This is a genomic window from Amycolatopsis sp. M39, assembly GCF_001651785.1.
GTDB lineage: Bacteria > Actinomycetota > Actinomycetes > Mycobacteriales > Pseudonocardiaceae > Amycolatopsis > Amycolatopsis rubida.
In genome coordinates this window covers 10,626-36,013 of record NZ_LWSF01000036.1, presented here as the reverse complement: position 1 = coordinate 36,013, position 25,388 = coordinate 10,626, and the positions used below count along the sequence as shown (strand labels likewise).

The window sequence follows — 25,388 nt, the reverse complement described above, 5'->3', positions numbered from 1 at the left end:
GTCACCCCCTCGAATCAGGCGGCAGCCGGATACGGCTTCGCCAGCGGGGCGACCTGGCGGCGCATCGCGCGGTCGAGTGGGTACAGGTAGCGGTGCTTTACCGCGGCTTCGGAGACCCGGCGCACGTGCGGGTCCAGGGTGCGCCGCACGAACTCCTCGGCGGTCTCGCCCGCCGGCCTGTGGACCGCCAGGTGGCGCAGCGTCCGGCCGTGCACCAGCTGCCCGTGAACGACGTAGGAGACGTTCGCGGCGCTGGTGGTGCCGGTGTAGATCCAGTTCCCGGCCTGGTAGATCCCGCCGCGGTGGCCTTGGGCGGTGTCGGCGTAGGACACGATCAGCCGCAGGCCGGGGCAGGCGGCGCGGAGCTGGCGCAGGCTGGCCGCGACCATCTGAGTCACCGGGTGCTCGTGCGGTCGCAGTGCGACGCGCAGCAGCTCGACGCACTCGGTCTGGTCCAGGCCGTAGGGGTGGCCGAGCGCGGCGGTGGCGGATCGGCCGAACATGACGACGCCGGAGAACTCGCCGTGTTCCCAGACTCCGAAGGGAGCGATCTTGCTTCGCGGCATCTTCTGCGAGTAGTGCCAGCGCAGCACGGCGTACTGGGCCGCGTGCCATGAGCAGGGGGCGACCAGCAGAGGGACGGCCGGGTCAGCGTGCGGTCCGCCCGGCGGGGGCAGCTCCGCGGCATCGGCGGGCGAGCGTGCGGGCAGAGAGCTGGTCGAGGCGGGGAACGCTGATGAGCGGGCGGAAGTCGGGTTCGCGGGCATCCTTGGTCCGGGGACGGGGTGAGGTGGCGGCCAGAGCGGCGTCACCTCCCAGCAGGTCAGAGGTGGCGCGGCCGGACCGCCACGGCCGGCAACGGACCGGGGTGGCGAAATCGCCGGAGTTTCGTACAGACCGCGAGGTGCTATGCCTAACCGGTGCGGCGTCCGGGGCGGCGAGGGGTCACCCCCCAGGGGTGGCGGTGCGTGATGACTGGCGGTTGCTGCGCGTGGTCGGGCTGGTCACGGCGTCATCGTGAGTGGTCGTCTCGGGCTCGACCCTCGCCGGGCCGGTCGGCTCGGCCTGCGCGTCAGGCGCGGCGACGGCCAAGCCGGTGGACAGCAGCCACTCGGCGGCCGCGTGGTCGTGGTCTATGACGGTGCGGGCGGGATGTCCGCCAAGTGAGCGCAGCAGCAGGATGCGCACGTGTTCACCTCTCGATCAGTCCGGGGTGCGGATCGGCGGGCCGACGCGCGGACGGGCGTCGGGAGGCAGCGGCCCGGCCGCCTTCGCGACCGCTCTTGGTGGCGTGGCACGGTCCGCAGATCCCTTGCAGGTTCGCGTCTGAATGGTCGTCGCCAGGGTTGATGTGGTCTACCTCGGTCGCGGGCGCCAGCTGGCATACCTGACAGATGGGGTCGCGGCGCAGGACGCGGGCACGCCTGCGCGGCCAGTCGGGGGGAAGCCGGGCGGCGCGGTCGCTGCCGAACCAAGCGGGCAGGGTTCACCGCCTCGCCAGCGTCGAACGGAGACCGCGCGCGTGCGGGAGGCGGATACGGGAGAGCCCCGGTTACCGAGGGGGAGGGGGTAACCGGGGCTCTCAACCGAAAGTGTAGGGGACTGCCGTGCAAATACACGTATCCAACATGATCAATCTAGCGTTCGGTCCTGGTCAGGCGCAACCGGGTTCTGTTCGCGGGCGGCAGTGACGTGCCGTAGCGCGGTCCGGTAGTTGATGCCGAGACGCTGAGCGATGTCCGGAGTGGACAGTGGTTTTCCGTCGTCGGTCTGTTCGTTCAGCAGCTCGGCCACGCGCGCGGACAGCTCTGTGCGGGGAACGCTTTCGGTGCTTCCGGCCGGACGTCCGCCGCCGCGCTTTCGCTCGGGATCGGCCCGGCTGGCACGGTATGCCTCGACTGTGGCGCGGTACCAGAACGGCACGCCACCGAATTCCCGGTCGGCCGGGGGCACCAGCGGGCGTTCCCCTTCGGTGCGGGTCCGTTGCCGTTCCATGCTTTCATACCGCGTCCAGGTGGCGGTGCTCATGCCCGCCTCTTGCGCGGCCTCCGGCCGGTCGAGCAGATCTCGAGGATTGCCGAGCGCGGGCAGCTCGGGCACAGGCTCCCCGCGCGCGAACGCGGCTGCCTGCGCCTCGTCCCACAGCTTGCGGTGCGTCTTGCCCCGCGCCGGATTCACCGGTGCCGGATGTCCCGGCCGTTCCCACGGGGCGGGGTTGGCACGTTGCGCGGTGCGCAGGCTCATGCCGTGCAGGGCGGCAATGTCCTCTTGAGTGATCAGCGTGCGGCCCGCCGGTATCACAGTGCTCCCCCGTTTCCGTCTCGACGCGTTCTCATGCCGGTGGCGAGAATAGTCCGCTGCCCCGGTTCCTGTCTGGAACCGGGGCAGCGGATCACCGACTAGTTTTCGACGGCGGTCCGGCTGTCCTTGCCGACCTTGGCCTGCCCGGTGTCGGCGTTCCGTCCGTCGCGGCGGCCAGCTACCGCCCCGGCAATGTTGTGCTTGTCCTCGCGGCCGAACTTCAGGTCAGGGTAACGCTTCTCGAACGCCGCCTTAGTGCGTTCGGCGTCGGTGACCAGGACCAGTTCCCCGGCCTTGCCCTTGACCTTCTCCGCCATGGCTTCGCGCGACCGGACGATCTTCTCCGCCACGCCCGCACCGTAGGCGGGCAGGTAGGACCGGAAGAACGTGCGGCGCTCAATGTTGGCGTTGGCAGGGGTGTCGAACTTGCCCTTCCGCTCATCCATGTGCGCACGGGCGGCGGCCATGCCCTGAGTCTCGGCCTGAAGCAGGATCGAGGGCAGCAGCAGCTCAAGCGCCTTGAGCGTCGCGGCCGGGCCCATGATCAGCACCCAGCGCGGCTTGCCGTTCATCAGGTTTCCCATGGTGCACACGGAGCAGCCGTGCGCCTCGGCCACCGAGTAGACCAGCGAGGCGCGCGCCTTGCCGTGCCAGCCCTGGCCGGAGACCTCGAACTCAAGCAACCGGATCTGTTCCGGACGCTTGCCCTCGCGGTGGCGGACGGTGGCCGCGTCGAGGTTGTGCTTGGCGATCAGCTCGGCGGCCTTCGCCGCGAAGATCTGCGCTTCCTCCGGCGTGGCGGCCGAGTCTTCGGCCTTGGCCAGCAGCTTCTGGACTCGCTCGGTGATGTTGGCATTGGTAGCCACGGTGGTGATCCTTTCGGTTGATCACGGTGGGTTGTGGTGTCGGGAGCGGGGTTCTAGGTCCGTTCCCGACAAGAAAAATACTATCCGAACTTAGCGACACAGGGAAGGGGGTCCAGTGGTGACCCGCCCCACGTTCCCGGACGGGTCACCACTGGATGGGTTGCGGCGTAGGGCTGTTTTCTACTCCTCCGCCGTCGCGGGGCCGGTGCGCTCGGCCCGTTCGAGGATCTGCCGATACAGGTTGGTTGCGCAGGATCGGACCGATTCGTGCGGGGGCAGCTCGAAAACGTCGACCTTCAGCGGCTCAAAGCGCGTGAGCAGGCTCAGGCGCGCGTGGTGCGCCAAGGCGTGCGCACGGCCTCCGGGGCACGGGCCCCCGATTCCGAGCCGGACGCACCAGCGGCACGGCTCATTGTCGGCAATGCGGTCCGGAATGGTGTAGAGCACGAGGACGTGCGCACTGGGCGGAGCGGTCAGGCAGTAGACGGCCCATACGCGCGTGCCGCCTGTCTGTCCATTGTGGTCGATCATGGCGCGAGTTCCCTTCGGGCAAAGATTCGGGCCCGACGGCCGGAGACCTTGCCCGGCGTATTGTCGGGCGAAGTCTGGAAAAGCGGGGCGGCGAAACGAGTTCCGCCGCCCCGCGCGGGCAGGGGTCCGGCTACTGCTGGGGGATGACCTTCCGGTCAGCGATCATGCGCTTGACCGCGAGCATGGCGACATCCCAGCCCAGTCCGGCGGGAAGCGCGACGACGGCCGTGGACACCAGCGCACCGGCCTCCAGTTCGGCCCGGTCGCGCTCGATCGCAACGTGCAGCTTCATCCCGGGGCACGTTTCCTGCTTTCGCTCCCAGCACAGTGCGCACGGTTCGTCGTCCGTGGCGAAATTCGCCATCAGCCGGACAATCGTCGGTTCCCACAGCGAGGGCGCGTCGTCGGCGGGGACGCGGGGCAGCGTGCCCTCGGGGTAGCCGTCCAGAAAGTTGCCCAGCGCGGCGAAGCGGTAGAGGACCCACCACTCAATCATGTTGTCGTGCAACGTTTTTCCTTCCGATTCTGATCACGGTGCGTGTCCGCTGGGAGCGGGGTTCTAGGTCCGTTCCCAACAAGAACAATACTATCTGAAGTTCACGACAATGGGAAGCGTCTTGGGGCTTGTGTGACCCGCCCCATATACTGGCGGTGCCCTTCCGTTTGATCACGGTGGAGCACGCGGGACCGGCGGGTTCTAGCCACCCTTCGGGGCGGTCGCCGGTCCCGCACCCTCTCAACCGGCCAGAAGCGCGCCGCGTCGACGTTGCCAGGACTCCAACACCGCGTTCCGCTCGTACAACGGCCGTCGCCGTGACCCGTGATTGGTCCAGCCGTCCTCGCTGCGCCAGCGCCGAAGGGTTCCGGCCGGGACGGTCAGCCAGGCCGAGAGCGCCGCGACGTCCGATACCGGAGTGCCTTGCGCGTCGCTCAGTTCGTCCCATCGATCGCGCGGCCACCGGGTGCGGCATCGCGGACAGATGATCCGGTCCGCGTCGGCGCGCACGCGCAAGCGGGTTCCGCACGGCTGCCCGGTCGTCTCGTCCGGGGCTGGGCAGGTGCCGACGGGCAGGCTTGACTCGGCCGTCCCGGTCGCCGTGCGCACCGACGCGAGCAGCGTCCGCACCTCGTCGGCGAAGTCGCCGACCCAGTATTGCCGGGTGATGTAGTCGAACCATTCGACCAGGAACGCGGATTCCCCGCGCACGGTGCGCGTCGACAGGCCGAGCTGCTCGGCGATCTCCTCGCGCAACTGCTCCAGCGAGGTGTCCAGCTTGCCCGCCCACGGCTGGTGAGCGGTGAAGTCCAGCCAGCTGACCAGCAGCTGCCCCTCGCGTCGCGCGGTTGCGTCCGGCAGGCCGTGGCCGGTGTCCTTGCGGACGTTGTCGGCCCAGCTCGAGAGGATCTCCAGCACCGAGTGCGGGTCTCCCTCGTCCTCAGCGCGGGTCCGGCGATCGGTCAGGGCCAGCACGGCGTCCCGGGCCGGTGAGCGGGGGCCGTAGCCCGGCGATACGCGCCCGCCGGCCGAGTTGCCGCCCGGTACGGCGGCCCGGATCAGCTCCGGGTACAGGCGGGCCAGTTCCTGGATGTCGGCGCGCAGTTCGTCCGCGCACGGATCGCACGTGCGGTAGCCGTGCTGGGCGCGGAACGCCTCGCCGGTGCGCGTGCGGCAGCCGAGCAGGCACCGAACCTCTGAGTCCTCGTCGGTGCGGGTCGTCATCGAGTGTTCTCCTTCGCGTCCTGCTGAGTGCTGGCTGTCTGGCGTGCGGCTTCTGCGCGGGCGCGCTCCAGGCGGGACGGATGCATTCGAGTGAGCTTGTCCCGCGGCTCCAGTTGTCCGGCGCGGTTGCGGGACAGCGGTCCGCAGACGACCCATGCCTTGGCCTTGCAGAACGGGCACGCCACGCTGCGGGCAAGGTCGTGGTCGGCGTTGCGCTTCCAACCCATCAGTTCGTAGGCCGCGCGGATGCCGCGCATTCCGGCTTGCCGGTGGTAGTCGCGGTCGTTCGCGGTGCGACGTGGCCGGGGCAAGGCTCCCGCCGGTGCAGAAAAGGCCGGCGTTTCCGGGCCGGGCGCTGCGGCTCGGTCGCGCGCCGCGTCGCAGCTTCCGGCGATGTCGGACGGTGTTGCTCGCCGGGCGCTGGTGCCCATCGCGGTCATTGCTGCGTGGCACTCGGCCAGGCTGTACCCGGCCAGGCTGGACAGCCACGACGTCACCAACGCATCGGTCACGTGCGCTTCGGTGTGGCGCATCAGCAGGCCGCGCATGTCGCTGCGGCTCATGACGGGGTAGATCATGGTCGTCATGCCGCCAGCTCGCTTGCTGTCGAGGTCAGGGCGTTGTCCAGGATCGCGGTTAGCTGCTCGGCATCGGCGTGCTGAGGCCGAGCCTGCCGGACGGCCAGCCCGACGCCGTGCTGTTCGTCTTCGGCGATCGCAGAGGCGCGCAGGCCCTCGAACCGTTCCACCATCTCGGCGTCCCGAGCCCTCTTTTTCGTGTCGGTGCCCGCGACGCGGGCCGCGCGCATCCGCTCGCCCACCAGCATGGCCAGGAAGCTGACCGGCAGCGTCTTGGACGACCAGGCCGCCAGTCCCGAACCCACGACGGCGGACGAAATGCCTTCCCGCAGAAGGGGAATCACTTCGGCCACCAGCTGCGCGCGCACTCGGGCAGGCAGCGACTCGGCGTAGAAGTCCACCAGGCGCTCAGCCTCCTCCCGGCGCAACTGCCGCTCCGAACGATCTGGGTCGTGACCGGTTTCACCTTGCGCGCGTTCGGGTGAGCTGGCATCTCGCGCGGCGCGCGCGGGAGACCCCACTTTCTTGCTACGCAACGGAAGAGATGTTTCTCCGGTCTCCCGCTCCCTACTCCCTTCTCCCGGGCCCGTGGGCGAAGGCTTGGCCGAACCCTTCGCGGGCGCGGCCTTCGGGCGAGCCGACGACGTGCGGGCCGAGCCGCGGACGCTCAGCGCCGCCTTGACCTCCGGCGGCATCTCGCGCGCTCCAGCCTCCAGGGCATCGGCCGTCGCGCTGGGGGCCGGACCGGTGATATCGACGGGCAGCCGCCGAAGCTCGGTCGCAAGCGCGGCGCGCAGAATCGGAGACTCGATGTCGAACGCAACGCGCAGTGCGCCACGAAGTACGTTGGGCTGCTTGAACAGCTCGTCATTCCGGATGAACGAGCGGACTAGCAGCTCCTCGGTCTCCTGGTCGATCACCACGAACCGTGCAGCGTCCAATTCGGACAGTGCTGCGCGGATCTCGGTCAGGCTGAGGTCCGGGTGCGGTCGCGCCCAGCGTTTGGCCGCCAGGTCGAGCACTCCCGCGTAGGACAGTCGCGGCTGTGAAACCAGTTGCAGATAAAGAAGTTTTGCGGCGAGGGAAAGGTTGATGAACTCCTCGTCATGCCAGATGCTCAGGTTGATACGGGCGTGGTCGCGCGCCAAGAGTCGAATCCCTACACGTCAGAAGGTGGGCATGGCGGCAAGCCCGACGGGCGGGTTCGCCGCGCGGGCTGCTGAGGTAGGCGGGTTTCAGCCGGATGTCGGCTGTTCGGTCGGCGGGCGGTCGTGCAGAGCAGCGGCGTCCAGGGCGTAGACCGGTTGAAGCTTTCCGCCATTGCGGCCTGCCGTGTCGGTGGAACGGACGTAACGGCCGGTGGGGACCAGGAGCCCGGCCGCGCGGAGCCGGTTCACTGTCGCGCCGACGAGTTGCGGCTGCACCCAGGGCGGGAGCAACGGACGCCACCTGTTCGCGAACGTCTCGCGCATCGGGTCGGCGAGAGCGTCCCGCACGACGACGGTCACGATCGCCAGCACTGGAGCCTCGTTCCGCGGCTCTGCCGTCAGCAAGGCGGCGATGGTCGCCGCGGTCTCGCCCGTCCCGGCCGAGCTGGCGGTGGCTGCCTCGGCGATCGTCGCCTTGGCCAGCTTCACCAGCTCGGCGAACGGGACCACGGTCACGCGGTCAGAAGGCGGAACGTCCACACCTCCGAAATGTCGCTGAACTCCTCGACCACGTCCGGGTGCTCCCGCTTCAGGCGGGTCTGGTCGAGCGCGATCCGCGTCGAGCTGGAGTAGGAGACGACCGGCACGCCGTTCACGGTGCCGATCGTGGCACCGGCACTGAGAAGCGCCGCCTTCAGGACGGTCTCGACGTCCTTGCGCTGCTGGGTCAGCTTCGCCTGCTTGCCCTTGATCCGGCGCAGGGTCCCGACGAACCGCGCGAAGGAGTCGAGCGGCTCCCTTATGTCCTGTTCAGAGGCAAGCGCAAGCGAATTAGGTGTGTTCTCTTTCACCGTAGGTGCTCCCAAGTGGGGGTTAACGCCTGGCAAAGTCCATCCGATGTGGATCTTTGGCAGCGCAGTACGAGCGGGCAGGATTCAACGCTGAACCCGGGTCCGATCGAGCAAATGTTAATGAGCGTAAACAGATTTTCGAGAGTGTTCCCGCTGGTTGACAGCCTGACAGGCTGACAATAACGTGGATCTGTCAACGTTTGTCAACCAAAAACGTAGAACACCATTGAAAATGCTTACGTGCGTAAACAAGGGGGCCTACCATGGCCGGGGCAAACGAAGTGTCGTTCGCGGAAGCGCTCAGCTTTCTGTACGACAGGTGCAAGCGGGAGAACGGAAAGCCGTACAGCGACCGCGACGTCGCGCAAGTGTTGAAAGAGGCCGGTGCGGCGGACTCGTCTCACAGCTACCTGTGGATGCTGCGGAACGGGAAGAAGACCGATCCGCGCGCCAGCGTGATCGGTGCACTTGCACGCTTTTTCGGTGTCCCAGCGGGCTTTTTCCTCGATCCCGCAGTGCACGCCGAGTGGACCGACCGGATCGACCGGCGCACCCGCCCCCCGGAGGTTCCCGCACAGCGCCAGGGTCAGGGGCAAGCGGTCCTCCTGCGCGCCGGTTTGCCCGGCATCTCCGACCAGGCGCGCACTCTCATCGAGGCGCTGGCCGAGCATGTGAGCGAACTCGAACACAAGGGGTTCAAGCACTGATGACCAAGCGCGTCAAGCGGCGCTGCCTGCTGCACCTGTTCCGCAGGAAGCCGCCGGAGAACCCGACAAGCGGAACGCATCCCGTGACGCAGCCCGACGAGGTGCGGAAACTGGTCGGCGCAATGGATCTACCCGCAGCCCTGGCCCTGCAGCATCTGACAACGAAGCTGGCGGAGCTGCGCGGCCGACCGATCAAGATCCTGCCTTACCCGGCTTTCATCGTCGCGGAGTTCCTGAACGGAGACGAACCGCTGCCCTACGGGGTTTGGATCGCCGACGAGAGGGCCGATTACGTGTTCTACCGAACAGACACGACGCCGTCTCACCAACAACACATCATCCTGCACGAGCTTGGGCACATCTCGTGCAGGCACGTCGGCGAGCAGATCCCGCCGGGCCTCGCAGACGGAGAACGGTCCGCGTCGGACGCAGCGGTCGGCGTTCTCAAGCGCGCCAGCGGTTTCGGAGAAGACCAGGAACAGGCCGCCGAGACTTTTGCGTACCTGGTCGAGCGCCAGACACGCCCCAACCTGTCCGCGACCGGCGATACCGCCGTGGCGCGCTACCGCCTGCTGGAGGACTAAGTGCACTTCTCGTCAGCCGAGGTGCAGCAACTGCTGACCTGGCTCGCCGTCACCGCGGCCCTGCTCTACTGGGCGCGATCCTGGCAACGTTCCCGCACTCCCGGCCTGCTCGCCATGGTCAAAGCGCTGGCGGCCCTGGACGCGGCCCTGGTCCTCGGCACGGACTACGGCTCGCCTGATTGGCTGTTCGGCATTCCCACGCTGCCGAACTACCTGGTCCACGCACTAACCCTGGGTGCGGCGTACTTCCTGCAACTGTTCGTGCTCTACCTCGCCCACCCGGCGGACACCGTTCCGGTAAAGATCCGATCGCGGCGGCGGATTCTCGTCGTCGCCCAGCTCGCGCTCGGTGTTCTGTACCTGCTCGGGCCGGTGCGCGGCAGTCTGCCGGGCATCACCGCCAGCGAGGGTGACCACTCGTTCGTCGTCGCGTACCTCGCCGTGTTCGAGCTGTACCTCGGCCTGGCGATGTTCGATGTGGTCTGGGTCGGTCGCCACGCCAAGGATCTGCCGCGCGGCTACCTCCGGACCGGCCTGCGGCTGCTGCGCTGGGGAGGCATCTGCGGACTGGCATTCGTCGTGCACAAGGCTCTCTACTCGCTCGCCGTCAGCTTCGGTCTCAACCCGCCGTGGGCCGAGATGGGCAACGCCGGTGTCAGCAGGGCGCTGACGACTGCAGGAATCCTGCTGCTCATGGCTGGCGTGACCGTCCCCGCGATCGGCCCGCGCAACCAGTTGCGGCGCAACCACCGGGACCTTGAGCCCCTCTGGCAGGACCTGATCACGTATGCGCCGGAGGCGAAGTTCGACGCCAAGCCCACCCGGCGAGCCGACATCACCGACCGGATCCGGCAGCGCCTGACCGAGATCAATGACGTTCTTGTCGGCCCGCTCCAGCCCTACCTTGACCCGGCGGTCTATCAGGCGGCGCTCGCCTCGGCGGAGCACGACGCCGGCCACGGCGAGATCCCTGCCCCTGCCGTCGCCCAGGCCGTCACCATCGCCGCCGCGCTGACCAGCACGAACCCAGTCGTTTCGGACAGGCGGGTACCATTCCCCAGCGCCGACACGGCCGACTACCGCCAGGAATCGGCCTGGGTCGCGCAGGTCGCGAACGCTTACGCCCGGCTGACCAGAATCGCACCCAACCATGAGGAGCCCCACCGCCGTGTCATCCGCCCCGCCTGACGAAATCGCGGCTCCGCGCACCGCCCGTCAACGCTTCGCGCGAATCGCGACAGAGGTGCTTGCGCCCTGGGTGTGGGTGCTCGGCCTGCCGCTCGCGGTCGCCTGGCAAGTCACCGGCCACCACCTCGGCGAAGCCGTGCTGTGGGGCCTGGTCGTCGGAATCACCGGCTCCCTTATCCCCATGGCAGTCATCGTGCGCGGCGCGAAACGTGGGAAATGGGACGGCCACCACGTCACCAACCGCGCCGGTCGGCTCGTGCCGTTCGCCGCGTGCATCGGCTCACTCGCCCTCGGATTCGTCGTACTGCTCGTCGGCAACGCACCCAACGAGATGATCGCGCTCGCGGCCGCCGAACTGGCCTGCCTTGTCGTCGCGCTGGCAGTGACCTTCGGCCTGAAATTCAAGATCTCGATGCACGCGATCGTCGCGGCGGGCGCAACCGTGATGCTGATCAAGGTCTACGGCCCGTGGCTCGCTCTGCTTTTCCTTGCTGTGGTGTGGGTTTGCTGGTCGCGCGTCGAACTGAAAGACCACACAGCAGCACAGGTGACGGTCGGTGCGGCAGCTGGAATCGTCGTCGGCGGGGGTGGCTACCTCGCGCTTGTCGCCCTCCTCGCTTGAGGCCCTGCCTGCTCAGCTGCGCACCTGAGCAGGCCATTCGTCCGACAGCGCCGAGTACAGGACGGAGTCTCGCCAATCGTCGTTCGTGAATACGTGATCGCGCAGGACTCCCTCACGAACGAACCCCAGTCGTTCCACGACCGCCTGTGATGCTGCGTTGTCGGGACCTATCGCCGCTGTGACGCGGTGGAGGTCAAGCGGTCCGAACGCGAATTCGAGCACCGTCCGCACTGCGTCAGTCGCGTAGCCGCGCCCCCAGTATTCGGCTGCAACAGCGTATCCGAGCTTTGCGGCCCGGACGCCGGTCAGACCGAGACGACAGAACCCAATCAGTTGATCGTCGCCGAGTCTCGTCATGCCTAGGTAGTACTCGTTCCGTGGCTGGACCGTCGCTCGACCGACCGCACCGTCAATCATCGCCTGAGCGGCGTCTCTACTTCTGCTGTCGAAAGAAAGGAACCGGGTGACCCGGTCGTCGCCAACGATCTCGAACGCAGCTGCGCCGTCAGAAGAACGGAACTCTCGCAGGCTCGTCAGCGCGCCGGAGAGGGAGACAGAAGTACCTGCGCCGTTCTGATTCATGGTCACTGAGGGAGGGCCAATCGTTCTGCGGTGAAGTGGTTCATCAAGTCTTCCAGTTCGTTGGCGGCTCTGCTCTCGGCGGCCACCAGCCCCAGGTGCCGTTCGACGTGCTGCACCGCAGTCACGACGCCGTGTGTCCGCCGTCCGATCGGCAGGGCCACGACTTCTTGCAGCGCCTCGGCGGCACCCTCGATCTCTCCGCGGTTGATGCGCGAGATGGCGAGTGCACAACGAGTGCCTGCCTCGTCGCCGAACGCCCGATCGGTCTCGTCCGCGGTTCCATAGGCTTCTATCGCCTCGACGGCATAACGTTCGGCGTCTTCTGCGGCGTCCTCGCCACCCCATGAAAGGGCCTCTGCCGCGTAGTAGAGCTGACGCGGACTGTTGAAGGTGCAGAATCCGCCGAGTTCGTCAAGATCGTCACGACGCACGCGGTCCCTGGCGTCAACGGCCCGTTCAACAGCGTGCCGAGCCTCATCCTGCCTGCCCAAAGCTGCCAGTGACCGTGCTTCACCTGCCGCGAGCCATACCGCCGAGGTATTCCGGCTGAGGGCAGCGAACTCAGCGCCCCGGCGGGCGTAATCCACCGCCGCGTCATATCGCCCGGCCCAGTACGCAATGAGGGATTGCAAACCTCGTGCCCAGGCTTTGAGGCCGTCGTGACCTGCATGGTCAGCAGAGGAGAACACGACTCGGGCATGGGTCAATGCTTCATCGGAGGCGCCGTTATCGTGGCACGCTCGCGCCATCAACCCAGACGCGACACCCGCCAGGAGGTGGAGTTCTCGCGTCTGAGCTACCTTCTGACGACCATCAAGCAATCGGAAGATCTCTGCCTGCGTTTCGCTCATGTCTTCCAGTAGGTCTTCCAGCGGCTCCTGTTGATAGGCGACCGCCAAGCGGCGAACGTCGTCGCCGAGCTGGTCCAGTGTCTCTGACCCCACGTTCGATACCTCCATCCTGCTCAGGAAATCGCGCGCTCGTCGCGCGCTCACTGCGATCACCTGCTGCCAATCCGGCTGCTCACGGTCGAGCACACCGCCGCCTAGCGTGAGTGAACGATGCTGTCGGACCAGGCCGCTACCGTGTGGCGGGCCGAGCAACTGGCTTGCCGGTTCATCGAATATCCGTTCGAGAGCGCCCTGCGCATGGGCGTAAGGCAGGCTTTTGACCTCGCCGTTGACCCATCGGTACGCCTGGCGTTCGGACAGCTCCGTACCAGTTTTCTCCTGGAACAAGTCGCGTAGGTCACGCTGTGTCATCCGACGCTGCTCCATTAGCTGCGCCAGTCGCGTCCTCGGCAACTCACTGTCAACCATGCGTTCTCCCTCGCCGGGTTGCATTCACATTAGGGCGGATGGCAGTTGCCGGGCGAGTGAGAACGGAAGAAGGCAGAAGAAGGCAGGAGAAGGCAGGGCTCGCGACGTTCCGATGGCAGGCGCACCCAGGGAGTGTGTAGGGCGCGACACAGCGAGTAACCAGCGCGGATAGCCCCACTCGAACCCAGGAGAAGGTGCCTGATGGCTTGTTCCTACCCGTATCGGGCGGTGGGCGGTCTCTGCGGGCTCCCGGTGGGAATCCGCACTCAGACAGCTCGGCGGCCGGGCGGATTCCCCGACATCTGCCCGACCGCCGAGCCATCAACCGGCCGACAGACGGCTCTCGCCGATCCTGTCGGACGGAGCGTGACAAGCCCTAACGACAAGTCCAAGGGGTGCCGTGGGGCCCCGTCACGCTGGCGGTACCGGGGTGCCTTTCTCGCTGACGCCCCCCAAGCCCCGGTACCGCCCCACTAGCACCGGCAGAGCCGGATGCCATGAGAGCCCCGGCTCTGCCGGTTTCCAGGAAAGAACAGGGAACCATGGAACTCAACGACAACCGGGTAGAAATAATGCTCAACCCACAATGCCGAGTACACGCGTACCCGGCGTACCGGGGAGCAATACCCGCCTTGTGGTTCACCGACGGAACAGGCGAAGAACTCGTGTTCACGTTCGGCCCGAAGCGGCAAGACGCAATTGTCGCACAGGGGTTCGCGGTGGCCCTGGCAAGACAGTCCTTGTATTTCGAGGAGTACGCCAATAGCCGACTAGCGCTACCAGTACCGGGATGGCCTGATGAGCACAACGATTAGAACGATAAGCCCGCGTGAAGCTCGTGAGATAAGGGAAATGCGGGCGGCCTGCGAAGACTGGATTAGGCAGCGCTGTCCGGCGGGCTGCATGTGCGCCTGGAGAGTCCGACACAAACCCGTACCCGAAAGTGAGATAACGGCCTTGTCAGACGAGCAAGAGGCCGCGAGCGAATCGACGCTGGCAGACCAGAAGAGGTTCTTGGACCTCGTTAGGGAAACAGACGAGTTTTTTGACGGCGAGAACCCCGAGGCAAAGCTTGAGACGGGTCTCCCTTACGAGCTTGCCGTGTTCATTAATGCAATGAAGGCGAAGGGCACGCTGACGACAACCCTGGAGCCGCTGATTTCTGAGGGAGATGTTCCGGCGGGAATCCAGGCAGCTAGCTGCCTTCTCCTGAAGGAGGGCCACGCCGGAGCAGAGGAGTTCCTGCATCGGCACTCCGAAGACTTCGGCGTCGAAGGCGGCAACGCTCGACTCGCCTTGATGGCCTGGAAGCATACAAAGGATAGGGTCGACTCGCAGGATTCCGCAGAAGGCATCAGCGAGTAACGTCGTCAGGAGACCGCAGTGTCGTCCCATCAAGAAACCCTGGCGGCTATCAACTCGGCCCTTCCGAAATGCGGAGACTATCAAGCCGTCATGCTTCACGCCACGAATCTTGCCGAGGAAATTAAGCAGAAAGTCGGCGCGGCTGTCGGGGAAACCGCGCTGTATGAAGCCGCGAAGGCCCCAATTGAGGCAATGCAAGTGAGCGCCGCAGCGGCAGCTGCGGCGGGGCAGGAAATGCGCGAAGCGCTAATCTCCATTCAGAGAGGACTGCAAAGAATGGGATAGCGGCCTAACTCGCAGTTTTCGCCATGACGTCGTCCAGGTGGAACCGATGAAAGGAGCAAGGGGATGACTGTTGCTGTCGAAGATCTCACCGGCCAGGGTCTGGTGCGGGAGGAGCTGTTTGATCGGCTGGTGAACAGGATCGCCAAGGAGCACGGCAAGCCCCGCGAACTCGCCGCGCGGATTATGGACCAGGCGCTGGCGTTCTTGGCCGCGTGCGCTCACGCAACCGAGCCGCTGTCGCCCAGCGAAACCGTCGATATCGGGTGGCACACGTTCATCCTCTACACGCGCGAGTACGCCGCTTTTTGCGACCGCATCGCGGGCCGGTTCATGCACCACGAGCCGTCCGACACCGGGGCCATTCCGGTCACTCGGTCTCCGGCCGACTCGATGACCGCAACGGTGGAGGCGCTGCGGTCCGCCGGGTTTGCTGTCGATCTACCTCTGTGGGTGGCGTCCACGAAATGCCGCACGAATGACTGTCATCAGTGTTCTCAGGGGTGCACCAGTTCCAACGGCGACACAGGATGCCACCACCACCCCGAGCGCATTGATACGGTCCCGGCGTGATGGAGCGTTTCTCCTGGGATGCCCTGCCAACCGCAGTGCACAGCGAAGTCCTACAGAACCTTGGGCCAGTCGAGGTAGTCCGAGACGTGGAACAAGGTCAGAACAGCAGCCTGGCGGTTGTGCTTCGCACTGACCTGGGGCCGGTCTTCCTCAAGGGCGTCCGGGGCCGCAGCCCGCAAATGCGGTGGCTCCGGAATGAAGCCGAAGCGGTGGATCTCGCCCCTGGGCTCGCGCCCGCGAAAAGGTTCAGCACGAACGTCGTTGACACGGATGCCGACGAGTTGTGGTTCATCGTCGGGTTCGAGTACGTCAACGGCCGCCCCGCGGACCTGACACCAGACTCGGATGACCTACCGGTCGTCGGCTCGACAGTGGCCAACCTCAGCGCGTTCTCCGGCGGGCCTTTGCAGCCGCTCGCCAAGCGTTGGGCCCTGGCGGACTGGTGGACCAAGTTTGCTGACGAGCGCCCCGACGAAGTCCGAGGCTGGGACCTTGTGGAGATGACCGAATGGAGCGGCTCGGCCGCCGATTTGGTGGACGGGAGCAGCCTGCTCCACACAGACCTCCACGAACACCAATTCATGATCGACGACGCCAGCTCGACTGTGCGAGTAGTCGACTGGGGTCGGCCTGCCTCCGGTGCCGCGTGGGTCGATACGGCGTTTCTGGTGATCCGGCTCGTTGCGGCAGGGCACACACCTGAGGCGGCCGAGGAGTGGGCCGCCACAGTGCCGGCCTGGCGCGCTCGGACGGACAAGGGCGTCACCGCGTTCGCCAGTTACGTCGCCGGGTTGTGGAGCTATAGGGCCGCATCGACCCCGTTCCCCGGCGCGACGCGGCTTAGCGTGGCTGCACGCGAGTATGCCCGGTATCGGTTGTCGATGTAGTCCTGGAACGAGAGAGCCCCCTCCCTGGCCGCGAAGCTGGGAGAGGGGGCTCTGTCGTCTGATCGCGCTGTGCCCAGGCCATAGAGCAGAGTGCCCTACTGCGCGGTCTCATACTGCAATCATTCACTAACAAACAGTGACATTGCTGGTCGACGGACTGTGTGAATGCGGCGACTTTCTGAACTCATTAAGGCCCTGACCTGCAAAAACGTCCGGTAGAGCTTTGGGTGCGTCAGTCCGAACTTGACCAAAGATGCCTTGACAAGCACCCCCGAACCGCAGGGGGGCTTCGTATCGGGGTGCGGGGGAGGGGCTGGGCGCCTCGGCTGGTTGGGTGCTTCGCCGCTGGTGGAGAGGTGGGGTAGCGGGCCAATGTGGCGCCGCGTCGCTGGCTGCTGCGGGCGGCGGGTCGTGAAGGTTTCCCTCGCGAACGGGTGGCGGGGGCGGAAACCGGGCGTGGCCCGCTCCGGAAGAACCGGAGCGGGCCACGAACTGGGGTCAGACCGTCAGGACTGGGTCATCTTCCGCAGCACGTACTGCAGGATGCCGCCGTTGCGGTAGTAGTCCGCCTCGCCGGGGGTGTCGATGCGGACGACCGCGTCGAACTCGACCTTCGAGCCGTCTTCCTTCGTGGCCGTCACGTGGACCGTCCGCGGCGTTTCGCCGTCGTTCAGCTTCGTGATGCCCTCGATGTCGAACGTCTCGGTGCCGTCGAGCTTCAGCGACGACGCCGACTCGCCCTCCGGGAACTGCAGCGGGATGACGCCCATGCCGATCAGGTTGGAGCGGTGGATGCGCTCGAACGACTCGGTGATCACCGCGCGCACGCCCAGCAGGCTGGTGCCCTTGGCCGCCCAGTCGCGGGACGAACCGGAGCCGTACTCCTTGCCGCCCAGCACGACCAGCGGGGTGCCTGCCGCCGCGTAGTTCTGCGCCGCGTCGTAGATGAACGCCTGCGGGGCTCCCTCGACCGTGAAGTCGCGGGTGTAGCCGCCCTGCACGTCGTCCAGCAGCTGGTTGCGCAGCCGGATGTTCGCGAAGGTGCCGCGGATCATGACCTCGTGGTTGCCGCGGCGCGAGCCGTAGGAGTTGAAGTCCTTGCGCTCGATGCCGTGCTCGGTCAGGTAGCGGCCGGCGGGAGTGTCGGCCTTGATCGCGCCGGCGGGGGAGATGTGGTCGGTGGTGACCGAGTCGCCCAGCTTAGCCAGCACCCGGGCGCCGGAGATGTCCCGCACCGGGGCCGGTTCGGCGGTCATGCCGTCGAAGTACGGGGGCTTCCGGACGTAGGTGGACTCGGCGTCCCATTCGAAGGTCTTGCCGGTCGGCGTCGGCAGCGACTTCCAGCGCTCGCCGCCGTCGAACACGTCGGCGTAGTCCTTGGTGAACATCTCCTGGGTGATCGCGGAGTCGATGGTCTCCTGGATCTCCTGCGGCGACGGCCAGATGTCCTTCAGGAACACGTCGTTGCCGCCGGTGTCCTGGCCGAGCGGCTGCGTCGCGAAGTCGAAGTCCATCGTTCCGGCCAGGGCGTAGGCGATGACCAGCGGCGGGGACGCCAGGTAGTTCATCTTGACGTCCGGGTTGATCCGGCCCTCGAAGTTCCGGTTGCCCGAGAGCACCGAGACCGCGGTGAGGTCGTTCTCCTGGATCGCGGCGGAGATCTCGTCCGAGAGCGGGCCCGAGTTGCCGATGCAGGTGGTGCAGCCGTAGCCGACCAGGTGGTAGCCCAGCTTCTCCAGGTACGGCCAGAGGCCGGCCTTGTCGTAGTAGTCGGTGACGACCTGCGAGCCCGGGGCCATCGACGTCTTGACCCACGGCTTGACCGAGAGGCCCTTGTCGACCGCGTTGCGCGCGAGCAGCGCCGCGCCCAGCATGACCGACGGGTTGGAGGTGTTGGTGCACGAGGTGATCGAGGCGATCACCACGGCGCCGTGGTCGAGCACGAACTCGCCGCGGTCGGCGGTGGACACCTTGACCGGCTTGCTCGGCCGCCCGGTGGCCCCGTTGGCCGCCGACTGCACCGGAACGGCGGTCTCGTCCGCGAACGACAGCGCGGCCGGGTCGGAGGCCGGGAAGGTCTCCTCCACGGTCTCGTCGACGTTGGTGTGCGGGGTGGGCTGCTCGTCCTCGGCGTAGTCGTGCACCGACTTGCGGAACGACGACTTCGCGTCGGTCAGCTCGATGCGGTCCTGCGGGCGCTTCGGGCCGGCGATCGACGGGACGACCGTCGACAGGTCCAGCTCGATGTACTCGGAGTACTGCGCCTCGTGCGCCGGGTCGTGCCAGAGGCCCTGCTCCTTGGCGTACGCCTCGACCAGCGCGACCTGCTCGGCCGAACGGCCGGTCAGCTTGAGGTAGCGGACGGTCTCGTCGTCGATCGGGAAGATCGCCGCGGTGGAGCCGAACTCCGGGCTCATGTTGCCGATGGTGGCGCGGTTGGCCAGCGGCACCTGGGCGACGCTCTCGCCGTAGAACTCGACGAACTTGCCGACCACGCCGTGGCGGCGCAGCATCTCGGTGATCGTGAGCACGACGTCGGTCGCGGTCACGCCCGCCGGGATCTCGCCGGTCAGCTTGAAGCCGACGACGCGCGGGATCAGCATGGAGACCGGCTGGCCCAGCATGGCCGCCTCGGCCTCGATGCCGCCGACGCCCCAGCCCAGCACGCCCAGGCCGTTGACCATGGTGGTGTGCGAGTCGGTGCCGACGCAGGAGTCGGGGTAGGCCTGGCCGCCCCGGGCCATGACCGTGCGGGCCAGGTGCTCGATGTTGACCTGGTGCACGATGCCGGTGCCCGGCGGGACGACCTTGAACTCGTCGAAGGCGCCCTGCCCCCAGCGCAGGAACTGGTAGCGCTCGCGGTTGCGCTCGTACTCGATCTCCACGTTGCGCTCGAAGGCGTCCGCGCGACCGAACACGTCGATGATCACCGAGTGGTCGATGACCATCTCGGCCGGGGCCAGCGGGTTGACCTTGTCCGGGTCGCCGCCGAGCGCGGTCACGGCCTCGCGCATGGTGGCCAGGTCGACCACGCAGGGCACGCCGGTGAAGTCCTGCATGATCACCCGGGCGGGCGTGAACTGGATCTCGATCGACGGGTCCGCGTTCGGATCCCAGCCGCCGAGCGCGCGGATGTGGTCGGCGGTGATGTTCGCGCCGTCCTCGGTGCGCAGCAGGTTCTCGAGGAGGATCTTCAGGCTGTAGGGCAGCCGGGCGGAGCCGTCGACCTTGTCCAGGCGGAAGATCTCGTACGAGTTCTCTTCCACCTGCAAGGTGTCCTTGGCGCCGAAGCTGTCCTTGCTAGGTGCAGTCACGTCTAACTCCAGTGGCATGGATTCCACGCCGCGACCGGCGTGTCCTCCCGGGTCAGTTCGGTGTCGGATCCGGGTCGTCGGGCCGACCCGGGCGAGTCTTGCGCACCCCCACCGTAGAACCGGAACCGGGAGGGCACACCTCGTCTTCTCGACCCAAACAGTACGCGTGTCCTGTATTTCGTTCAAGACGACACGCGGAGTGACGTGCGCCATCCGGACACGCCACCCCGCCACGTCCCCCGAACAGGGGAAATGATCTCCGCGGTGTGTAAGTTCTTCCTGAGGCTTGTGATAGTGGTGTGACTGCAGAGGTACGCGGTGTGCCCGCGGGACGGCAGCGGGCGAGCGGAGGTGGCGGGCGTGAGGGTCCGGCGTGGACGGTCCGGGACGGCGGGCGCGCTGGTGCGCGGAGCCGGAGCCCGGCGCGGGCTGGCGATCGCGACGGTCACCCTGGCGGCGCTGCTCGGCGCGACGAGCACCGGGCTCGCGGCGCCCCCGCCGCCGCCGAACCCGAGCGACTCCTCGATCGACTCGGCCAAGGGCGACGCGAACGCGAAGGCCGGCGAGGTCGGCAAGCTCACGAACCAGCTCGCGCAGGCCGAGCAGAAGCTCAGCGCGCTGCAGGACGACGTCGAGCTGAAGCAGGAACAGGCCATGAAGGCCCTGGTCGACCTGCAGACCGCGCAGGACGAGGCGACCCAGGCGCACAACGACGCGAAGTCCGCGCGCCAGGAGGCGGACGCGGCGGTCGGCGCGATCGAAAAGGCCCGCGCGGACGCGAAGAAGTTTGCCGCCGCGAGCTTCGAGCAGGGCAGCACGATCGGGTCGATCTCGGCGTACCTGACCTCGGACAGCCCGAAGGACCTGCTCGCCCGCGCCCAGCTGCTCGACGCCATCGGCGGCTCGCGGCTCAACGCGATGGACCGGCTCCAGCAGGCGCAGACGGAGAAGGCCAACAAGGACTCCGCCGCGCGCAAGGCGCTGGAACTGGCGCAGCAGAAGCAGGACGCGGCGACCCGGGCGAAGGGCACCGCGGACGCCGCGCAGTCGGCCGCCGTGTCCGCGCAGCAGGCCCAGGCCGCGCAGAACACGCAGCTGGAAGCCAGCAAGAACTCCGTCGAGCAGCAGCTGTACGCCGCGCAGGCGAAGGTCAACGGGCTGCAGGGGCAGCGCCAGCGCTACCAGGACTGGCTCGCGCAGAAGCAGCGCGAGGACGAGGAGCGCGCGCGGCAGGCGGCCCTGCGGGCAGCCGCGGCGAACAACGACGGCGGCGGCGACAACGGCGGCGGAAGCCGCGGCCGGCCGTCCCCGGCGGCGGGCAGTTCGATCGAGGCTGTGATCGCGCGGGCGCTGTCCAAGGTGGGCATGCCGTACGCGTGGGGCGGCGGCAACGGCAGCGGCCCGACCCGCGGCATCCGCGACGGCGGCGTGGCCGACCGGTACGGCGACTACCGCAAGATCGGCTTCGACTGCTCCGGCCTGATGATCTACGCCTTCGCCGGCGTGCAGGGCCTGCCGCACTTCAGCGGCTACCAGTACACCTCCGGCCGCCGGGTCCCGCTGTCGCAGATGCGCCGCGGCGACATGCTCTTCTGGGGCGGTTCGGGCGGCATCCACCACGTCGCCCTGTACCTGGGCAACGGGCAGATGGTCGAGGCCCCGCAGTCGGGCTCGTACGTCCGCGTGACGTCGGTCCGCTACGGCGGCATCATGCCGTACGCGACGCGCCTCATCGGCTGAGCGGGCTCCACACGTAGGGCGTCGTTTCGGTCACCGCGGTGAAGCCGAGCCGTTCGAGGATCGGCCGGCTCGTGGGCAGCGCGTCGACCTGGAGGTAGGCGACGCCGCGGGCCCGTGCCGCGTCGGCCCGGTGTGCCACGAGCGCGCGGTAGAGGCCGCGGCCGCGCCATTCGGGCAGTGTCGCGCCGCCCCACAGCCCGGCGAATCGCGTGCCGGGCACGAGTTCCAGGCGGGACGCGGCGACGAACCGGCCGTCCGCTTCGGCGACGACGTGCGTGGTGGTCCCGGCGTCGGCGCGGGCCCGGGCGAGCAGATCCGCGGCGACCGCGGCTTCGTCGTGGCCGAACACCGAGGCCGACAGCGTCGCGATGCGCAGCAGGTCGTCGCAGCTGTCGGCTTCTCGTACGACCACGTCGGTCGACGGCGGCGCCGAGGCGGCGACCGCGTCCAGCGGCGCGACCAGCACGGTCTCGGTTTCCTCCGGCGCGAATCCGGCGGCGAGCAGCCGCTCCGGCAGCTCGGCGGGACGGTCGTGGCTGCGGGTCTTCCACTCGAACTCCTCGCCGCGGGCGGCGAAGAAGGCGCGCTGGCGGGCGATCAGCTCGTCGAGCGGGCCGCCGGTCACGCCGAGGTCCGGCGGTCCGGAGACGAACCCGCGGCGGCCGCCGGTGAGGCGCGCGAGCGGGCCGTCGACGGTGAGTTGCTGTCCGGGTTCGGCCTGCGTCAGCTCGGCTCGGCGGACTTCGCGGTCGTAGGCGGCGAGCAGCCGCGCGGCGTCGGGCACGTCGGCAACTTAACCCGGGCGGCCCCGGAGTGCGCGCGGGGTGTCGTGGGCCACCCACGACACCCCCAGCGCGCCGGGCTTTCCGCACCGGGCACCCTGGAGCCATGACTCACCGCCCCCGGTTCGCGGGGATCGTGCTGGCCGGCGGGTCCGCGCGCCGGCTGTCCGGAGTGGACAAGCCGGAGCTGCGGGTCGGCGGGATCTCCTTGCTGGGCCGGGCGGTCGAGGCGCTGACCGGGGCGGAGCCGGTCGTCGTGTGCGGGCCGCGGCGGCCGGGATACGACACCGTCGTCTGGACCCGCGAGGACCTTCCCGGCGCGGGGCCGGTCGCGGCGCTGGCCGCCGGACTGGAGGCGGTCGACGCGGAAATCGTCGTGCTGCTCGCCGCTGATCTCCCCGGCATCCGGCGCTCCACAGTGGACCGGCTGCGGTCCACTGTGGAGAACACCGACGGAGCCGTGCTCGTGGACGCGGCAGGGGCGCGGCAATGGCTGGTGAGCGCCTGGCACGCCGCGGCCTTGCGCGCAGCGATGCCGGAGCATCCGGAAAACGCGTCGCTGCGCCGGACGCTCGCCGGGTTGCGGATCGCCGAGGTCGCCGCCGAACCCGGCGAGAGCGAGGACATCGACACGCCGGAGGACCTGGAAAAGCACCGCTGACAGGGGCTTCACAGCTGTCACACCGGCGATGCGATTGGCTGCCGTCGCGGGAAGTTCTCGACCCATTAGGGTCTTGGGCGAGCACGCAGACGCGGAAACCCCTGGAGGAAGAGTGACCGAGCCCGGCTTCGCCGAGGGAGCGAACGGGCAGCAGCCCGGCACCCCGGCGCGGGACGCCCAGTTGCTGGAACGCACCGTGTTCGAGGTGAAGCGCGTCATCGTCGGACAGGACCGGCTGGTGGAGCGCATGCTCGTCGGGCTGCTGGCGAAGGGGCACCTGCTGCTCGAAGGCGTGCCCGGGGTCGCGAAGACGCTGGCGGTCGAGACGTTCGCGCGCGTGGTGGGCGGTTCGTTCTCCCGCGTGCAGTTCACCCCCGACCTGGTGCCCGCCGACATCCTCGGCACGCGCATCTACCGCCAGGGCGCCGAGCGCTTCGACGTCGAACTGGGCCCGGTCGTCGCGAACTTCGTGCTCGCCGACGAGATCAACCGCGCCCCGGCGAAGGTGCAGTCGGCGATGCTGGAGGTGATGGCCGAGCGGCACGTGTCGATCGGCGGCAAGACCTTCCCGATGCCCGATCCGTTCCTCGTGCTGGCCACGCAGAACCCGATCGAGAACGAGGGCGTGTACCCGCTGCCGGAAGCCCAGCGCGACCGGTTCCTGTTCAAGATCCTGGTCGAGTACCCCTCCGCCGAGGAGGAGCGCGAGATCATCTACCGGATGGGCGTCACGCCCCCGGAGCCGAACGAGGTGCTGAGCCCGGCGGAGCTGGTGCGGCTGCAGGGCGTCGCGTCGCAGGTGTTCGTGCACCACGCGCTGGTCGACTACGTCGTGCGGCTGGTGCTCACCACGCGCACCCCGAACGACCACGGGCTGTCCGACGTCGCGGGCTGGGTGTCCTATGGCGCGTCGCCGCGCGCGAGCCTCGGCATCATCGCCGCGGCGCGGGCGCTGGCGCTCGTGCGCGGCCGCGACTACGTGCTCCCGCAGGACGTCGTCGACGTCGTTCCGGACGTGCTGCGGCACCGGCTCGTGCTGTCCTACGACGCGCTGGCCGACGGCGTCCCGGTAGACCACATCGTCACCCGCGTGCTGCAGACAGTGCCGCTGCCGCAGGTTTCGGCCCGGCCGCAGGGCGGCGCCGGCCCCGTGCCGGCGGGCGCGCCCGTCAGGTAGCGGCGTGGCAGGCACCTCCTCGAAAGAACCGGGCGGACGGCCCGGCTGGGCCCCGCCGATCCTGCGCGGCGACCGGATGGAAGCGGGACTGCGCACCCTCGAACTCGAAGTGCGCCGCCGCCTCGACGGACTGCTCCAGGGCAACCATCTCGGCCTTGTCCCGGGGCCGGGTTCCGAGCCCGGCGAAGCGCGGCCGTACCAGCCCGGCGACGACGTGCGCCGGATGGACTGGGCGGTCACCGCGCGCACGACGACGCCGCACATCCGCGAGACGGTCGCGGACCGCGAGCTGGAGACGTGGGTGGTCGCGGACATGTCGGCGAGCCTCGACTTCGGCACCGCGCTGTGCGAGAAGCGGGACCTGGTCGTCTGCGCGACCGCGGCTGTCGCGCACCTGACCGGCGGCGGCGGAAACCGGATCGGCGCGCTCGTGTCGAACGGCGAAGCCACCACCCGGCTCCCGGCGCGCGGCGGACTTCCGCACGCACGCGGTCTCGTGCGGCGGCTGGCGGAGACGCCTCGCGCCGCCGAGGGCGTCCGCGGCGATTTCGCCGGTGCGCTGGAGCAGCTGCGCCGTCCGCCGCGGCGGCGAGGCCTGGCGGTGGCGATCTCCGACTTCCTCGGCCCGCTGGACTGGGAGCGTCCGTTGCGCGCGCTCGGCGGCAGGCACGAGCTGATCGCGATCGAGATCGTGGACCCGCGCGACGTGGATCTGCCGGATGTCGGCACCGTCGTGCTGGCCGACCCGGAGACCGGACGGCAACGCGAGGTGCACGCTTCAGCGTTGCTGCGCAAGGAATTCGGCGCGGCGGCGAACGCGCACCGGCAGGCGGTGGCGGCCGGTCTGCGCCGGGCCGGGGCCGCGCATCTGGTGCTGCGCACCGATTCCGACTGGATCGCGGACATGGTGCGGTTCGTGGTCGCCCGCAAGCGCCGCTGGTCGGGAGGTGCCGCATGAGCACGAGGCACGCGACCACCGCCCGGGCAACCCGTAAGGAGGCGACGGCATGAGCCTCGCCGGATTCAGTTCGCCGTGGTGGTTCCTGCTGCTGATCGCGGTCGCCGCGGTGGCGGCCGCGTACGTGCTGGCGCAGCGGCAGCGGCGCCGCCGGGTGATGCGGTTCGCGAATCTCGAGCTGCTGGAGAAGGTCGCGCCCAAGGCGCAGGGCTGGATCCGGCACGTGCCCGCGGTGCTGATCGTGCTGTCGCTGCTGTTCCTGACGGTCTCGCTGGCCGGCCCGACGGCGGAGCAGAAGGTGCCGCGCAACCGGGCGACGGTCATGCTGGTGATCGACGTGTCGCTGTCGATGGAAGCCACCGACGTGGCCCCGACGCGGCTGAAGGCGGCCCAGGACGCGGCGAAACAGTTCGCGCAGAACATGACGCCGGGTGTCAACCTGGGCCTGATCTCGTTCGCCGGAACCGCGACCGTGCTCGTCAACCCGACGACGGACCGCGCGGGTGTGTCGAAGGCGATCGACAACCTGAAGCTCGCCCAGTCCACCGCCACCGGCGAGGGCATCTTCGCGGCGATGCAGTCGATCCAGAGCTTCTCCGCGGTGGTTGGCGGCGCGGACGGTCCGCCGCCCGCGCGCATCGTCCTGATGAGC

Annotated in this window: 29 protein-coding genes; 13 read left to right on the top strand and 16 right to left on the bottom strand. The window is 68.3% G+C overall.

Annotated features, from left to right (window positions below):
• Positions 1–14: 14 nt before the first annotated feature.
• From A4R44_RS41905 to A4R44_RS41855, 12 genes are all read right to left on the bottom strand, one after another.
• Complete coding sequence (locus A4R44_RS41905; RefSeq protein WP_157905135.1) at positions 15–767, bottom strand: protein Mom; 753 nt, start codon at positions 765–767, stop codon at positions 15–17.
• Positions 768–945: 178 nt separating this feature from the next.
• Entirely contained in the window at positions 946–1,188 is a 243-nt protein-coding gene (locus tag A4R44_RS41900) for a hypothetical protein (RefSeq protein WP_067594282.1), read from the bottom strand.
• A gap of 4 nt (positions 1,189–1,192) precedes the next feature.
• Positions 1,193–1,396: an HNH endonuclease gene (locus A4R44_RS51525; protein ID WP_255366229.1), complete on the bottom strand. Its 204-nt coding sequence runs from the start codon at positions 1,394–1,396 to the stop codon at positions 1,193–1,195.
• Positions 1,397–1,632: 236 nt separating this feature from the next.
• Positions 1,633–2,301, bottom strand: coding sequence for a hypothetical protein (locus A4R44_RS41895; RefSeq protein ID WP_067594280.1), 669 nt, complete (start codon positions 2,299–2,301; stop codon positions 1,633–1,635).
• A 98-nt stretch (positions 2,302–2,399) separates the two neighbouring features.
• Entirely contained in the window at positions 2,400–3,167 is a 768-nt protein-coding gene (locus A4R44_RS41890) for a DUF2786 domain-containing protein (protein WP_067594278.1), read from the bottom strand.
• Positions 3,168–3,347: 180 nt separating this feature from the next.
• Complete coding sequence (locus A4R44_RS41885; protein WP_067594276.1) at positions 3,348–3,698, bottom strand: hypothetical protein; 351 nt, start codon at positions 3,696–3,698, stop codon at positions 3,348–3,350.
• Positions 3,699–3,828: 130 nt separating this feature from the next.
• Complete coding sequence (locus A4R44_RS41880) at positions 3,829–4,206, bottom strand: hypothetical protein (protein WP_067594256.1); 378 nt, start codon at positions 4,204–4,206, stop codon at positions 3,829–3,831.
• Positions 4,207–4,434: 228 nt separating this feature from the next.
• Entirely contained in the window at positions 4,435–5,418 is a 984-nt protein-coding gene (locus A4R44_RS41875) for a hypothetical protein (RefSeq protein ID WP_067594254.1), read from the bottom strand.
• Complete coding sequence (locus A4R44_RS41870) at positions 5,415–6,005, bottom strand: hypothetical protein (protein WP_067594252.1); 591 nt, start codon at positions 6,003–6,005, stop codon at positions 5,415–5,417. Before A4R44_RS41870 ends, A4R44_RS41875 begins: the two co-directional genes overlap by 4 nt.
• A complete protein-coding gene (locus tag A4R44_RS41865; protein WP_067594250.1) occupies positions 6,002–7,144 on the bottom strand; it encodes a hypothetical protein in 1,143 nt (380 codons plus the stop codon). Before A4R44_RS41865 ends, A4R44_RS41870 begins: the two co-directional genes overlap by 4 nt.
• Before the next feature lie 87 nt (positions 7,145–7,231).
• Positions 7,232–7,660, bottom strand: coding sequence for a hypothetical protein (locus A4R44_RS41860; RefSeq protein WP_067594247.1), 429 nt, complete (start codon positions 7,658–7,660; stop codon positions 7,232–7,234).
• Complete coding sequence (locus tag A4R44_RS41855) at positions 7,657–7,995, bottom strand: hypothetical protein (RefSeq protein ID WP_067594245.1); 339 nt, start codon at positions 7,993–7,995, stop codon at positions 7,657–7,659. Before A4R44_RS41855 ends, A4R44_RS41860 begins: the two co-directional genes overlap by 4 nt.
• A gap of 263 nt (positions 7,996–8,258) precedes the next feature.
• On the opposite strand from A4R44_RS41855, the gene A4R44_RS41850 reads away from it, so the two are divergent.
• Genes A4R44_RS41850 through A4R44_RS41835 form a run of 4 tightly spaced genes read left to right on the top strand, consistent with a single transcriptional unit; the run spans position 8,259 to position 11,096 of the window.
• Positions 8,259–8,702, top strand: coding sequence for a hypothetical protein (locus A4R44_RS41850; RefSeq protein ID WP_067594243.1), 444 nt, complete (start codon positions 8,259–8,261; stop codon positions 8,700–8,702).
• Positions 8,702–9,286, top strand: coding sequence for a hypothetical protein (locus A4R44_RS41845; RefSeq protein ID WP_067594240.1), 585 nt, complete (start codon positions 8,702–8,704; stop codon positions 9,284–9,286). The genes A4R44_RS41850 and A4R44_RS41845 overlap by 1 nt, the downstream gene beginning before the upstream one ends.
• Positions 9,287–9,307: 21 nt before the next feature.
• Positions 9,308–10,474: an MAB_1171c family putative transporter gene (locus A4R44_RS41840; protein WP_157905134.1), complete on the top strand. Its 1,167-nt coding sequence runs from the start codon at positions 9,308–9,310 to the stop codon at positions 10,472–10,474.
• Complete coding sequence (locus A4R44_RS41835; protein ID WP_067594229.1) at positions 10,437–11,096, top strand: hypothetical protein; 660 nt, start codon at positions 10,437–10,439, stop codon at positions 11,094–11,096. Before A4R44_RS41840 ends, A4R44_RS41835 begins: the two co-directional genes overlap by 38 nt.
• Positions 11,097–11,108: 12 nt before the next feature.
• On the opposite strand, the gene A4R44_RS41830 is transcribed toward A4R44_RS41835, so the two are convergent.
• A complete protein-coding gene (locus tag A4R44_RS41830) occupies positions 11,109–11,678 on the bottom strand; it encodes a GNAT family N-acetyltransferase (RefSeq protein ID WP_067594228.1) in 570 nt (189 codons plus the stop codon).
• 2 nt (positions 11,679–11,680) lie between these two features.
• The gene (locus tag A4R44_RS47630; protein WP_161269720.1) at positions 11,681–12,997 is read right to left on the bottom strand and encodes a helix-turn-helix transcriptional regulator; all 1,317 of its coding nucleotides are present in this window, start codon (positions 12,995–12,997) and stop codon (positions 11,681–11,683) included.
• 798 nt (positions 12,998–13,795) lie between these two features.
• On the opposite strand from A4R44_RS47630, the gene A4R44_RS41820 reads away from it, so the two are divergent.
• The 4 genes from A4R44_RS41820 to A4R44_RS41810 all read left to right on the top strand — a co-directional run bounded on the left by A4R44_RS41820 (position 13,796) and on the right by A4R44_RS41810 (position 16,104).
• Entirely contained in the window at positions 13,796–14,362 is a 567-nt protein-coding gene (locus A4R44_RS41820; protein ID WP_157905133.1) for a hypothetical protein, read from the top strand.
• Positions 14,363–14,380: 18 nt separating this feature from the next.
• Positions 14,381–14,647, top strand: a complete 267-nt coding sequence (locus A4R44_RS48655) for a hypothetical protein (RefSeq protein WP_157905132.1) — start codon at positions 14,381–14,383, stop codon at positions 14,645–14,647.
• Positions 14,648–14,710: 63 nt separating this feature from the next.
• Positions 14,711–15,217: a hypothetical protein gene (locus tag A4R44_RS41815; RefSeq protein WP_067594224.1), complete on the top strand. Its 507-nt coding sequence runs from the start codon at positions 14,711–14,713 to the stop codon at positions 15,215–15,217.
• Positions 15,217–16,104: a phosphotransferase gene (locus A4R44_RS41810; RefSeq protein ID WP_067594365.1), complete on the top strand. Its 888-nt coding sequence runs from the start codon at positions 15,217–15,219 to the stop codon at positions 16,102–16,104. Before A4R44_RS41815 ends, A4R44_RS41810 begins: the two co-directional genes overlap by 1 nt.
• Positions 16,105–16,610: 506 nt before the next feature.
• Here A4R44_RS41810 and acnA read toward each other — a convergent pair.
• On the bottom strand, positions 16,611–19,436 hold the full coding sequence (gene acnA, locus A4R44_RS41805) for an aconitate hydratase AcnA (RefSeq protein ID WP_202507642.1): 2,826 nt from the start codon (positions 19,434–19,436) through the stop codon (positions 16,611–16,613).
• A 342-nt stretch (positions 19,437–19,778) separates the two neighbouring features.
• Here acnA and A4R44_RS41800 point away from each other — a divergent pair, with 342 nt between their 5' ends.
• Positions 19,779–21,158 (top strand): NlpC/P60 family protein, encoded by a 1,380-nt coding sequence (locus A4R44_RS41800; protein WP_067594220.1) that lies wholly within the window; start codon positions 19,779–19,781, stop codon positions 21,156–21,158.
• Here A4R44_RS41800 and A4R44_RS41795 read toward each other — a convergent pair.
• A complete protein-coding gene (locus A4R44_RS41795) occupies positions 21,148–21,942 on the bottom strand; it encodes a GNAT family N-acetyltransferase (protein WP_067594219.1) in 795 nt (264 codons plus the stop codon). The genes A4R44_RS41800 and A4R44_RS41795 overlap by 11 nt on opposite strands.
• A 104-nt stretch (positions 21,943–22,046) precedes the next feature.
• Between A4R44_RS41795 and A4R44_RS41790 the strand changes: the two genes are divergently transcribed.
• The 4 genes from A4R44_RS41790 to A4R44_RS51520 all read left to right on the top strand — a co-directional run.
• Positions 22,047–22,601 (top strand): molybdenum cofactor guanylyltransferase, encoded by a 555-nt coding sequence (locus A4R44_RS41790; RefSeq protein ID WP_067594216.1) that lies wholly within the window; start codon positions 22,047–22,049, stop codon positions 22,599–22,601.
• A gap of 112 nt (positions 22,602–22,713) precedes the next feature.
• On the top strand, positions 22,714–23,778 hold the full coding sequence (locus tag A4R44_RS41785) for a MoxR family ATPase (protein WP_067594212.1): 1,065 nt from the start codon (positions 22,714–22,716) through the stop codon (positions 23,776–23,778).
• A gap of 76 nt (positions 23,779–23,854) precedes the next feature.
• Positions 23,855–24,736: a DUF58 domain-containing protein gene (locus A4R44_RS41780; protein WP_232792023.1), complete on the top strand. Its 882-nt coding sequence runs from the start codon at positions 23,855–23,857 to the stop codon at positions 24,734–24,736.
• Positions 24,737–24,785: 49 nt separating this feature from the next.
• A partial coding sequence (locus A4R44_RS51520) for a VWA domain-containing protein (RefSeq protein WP_232792016.1) occupies positions 24,786–25,388 on the top strand: 603 nt, incomplete at its 3' end.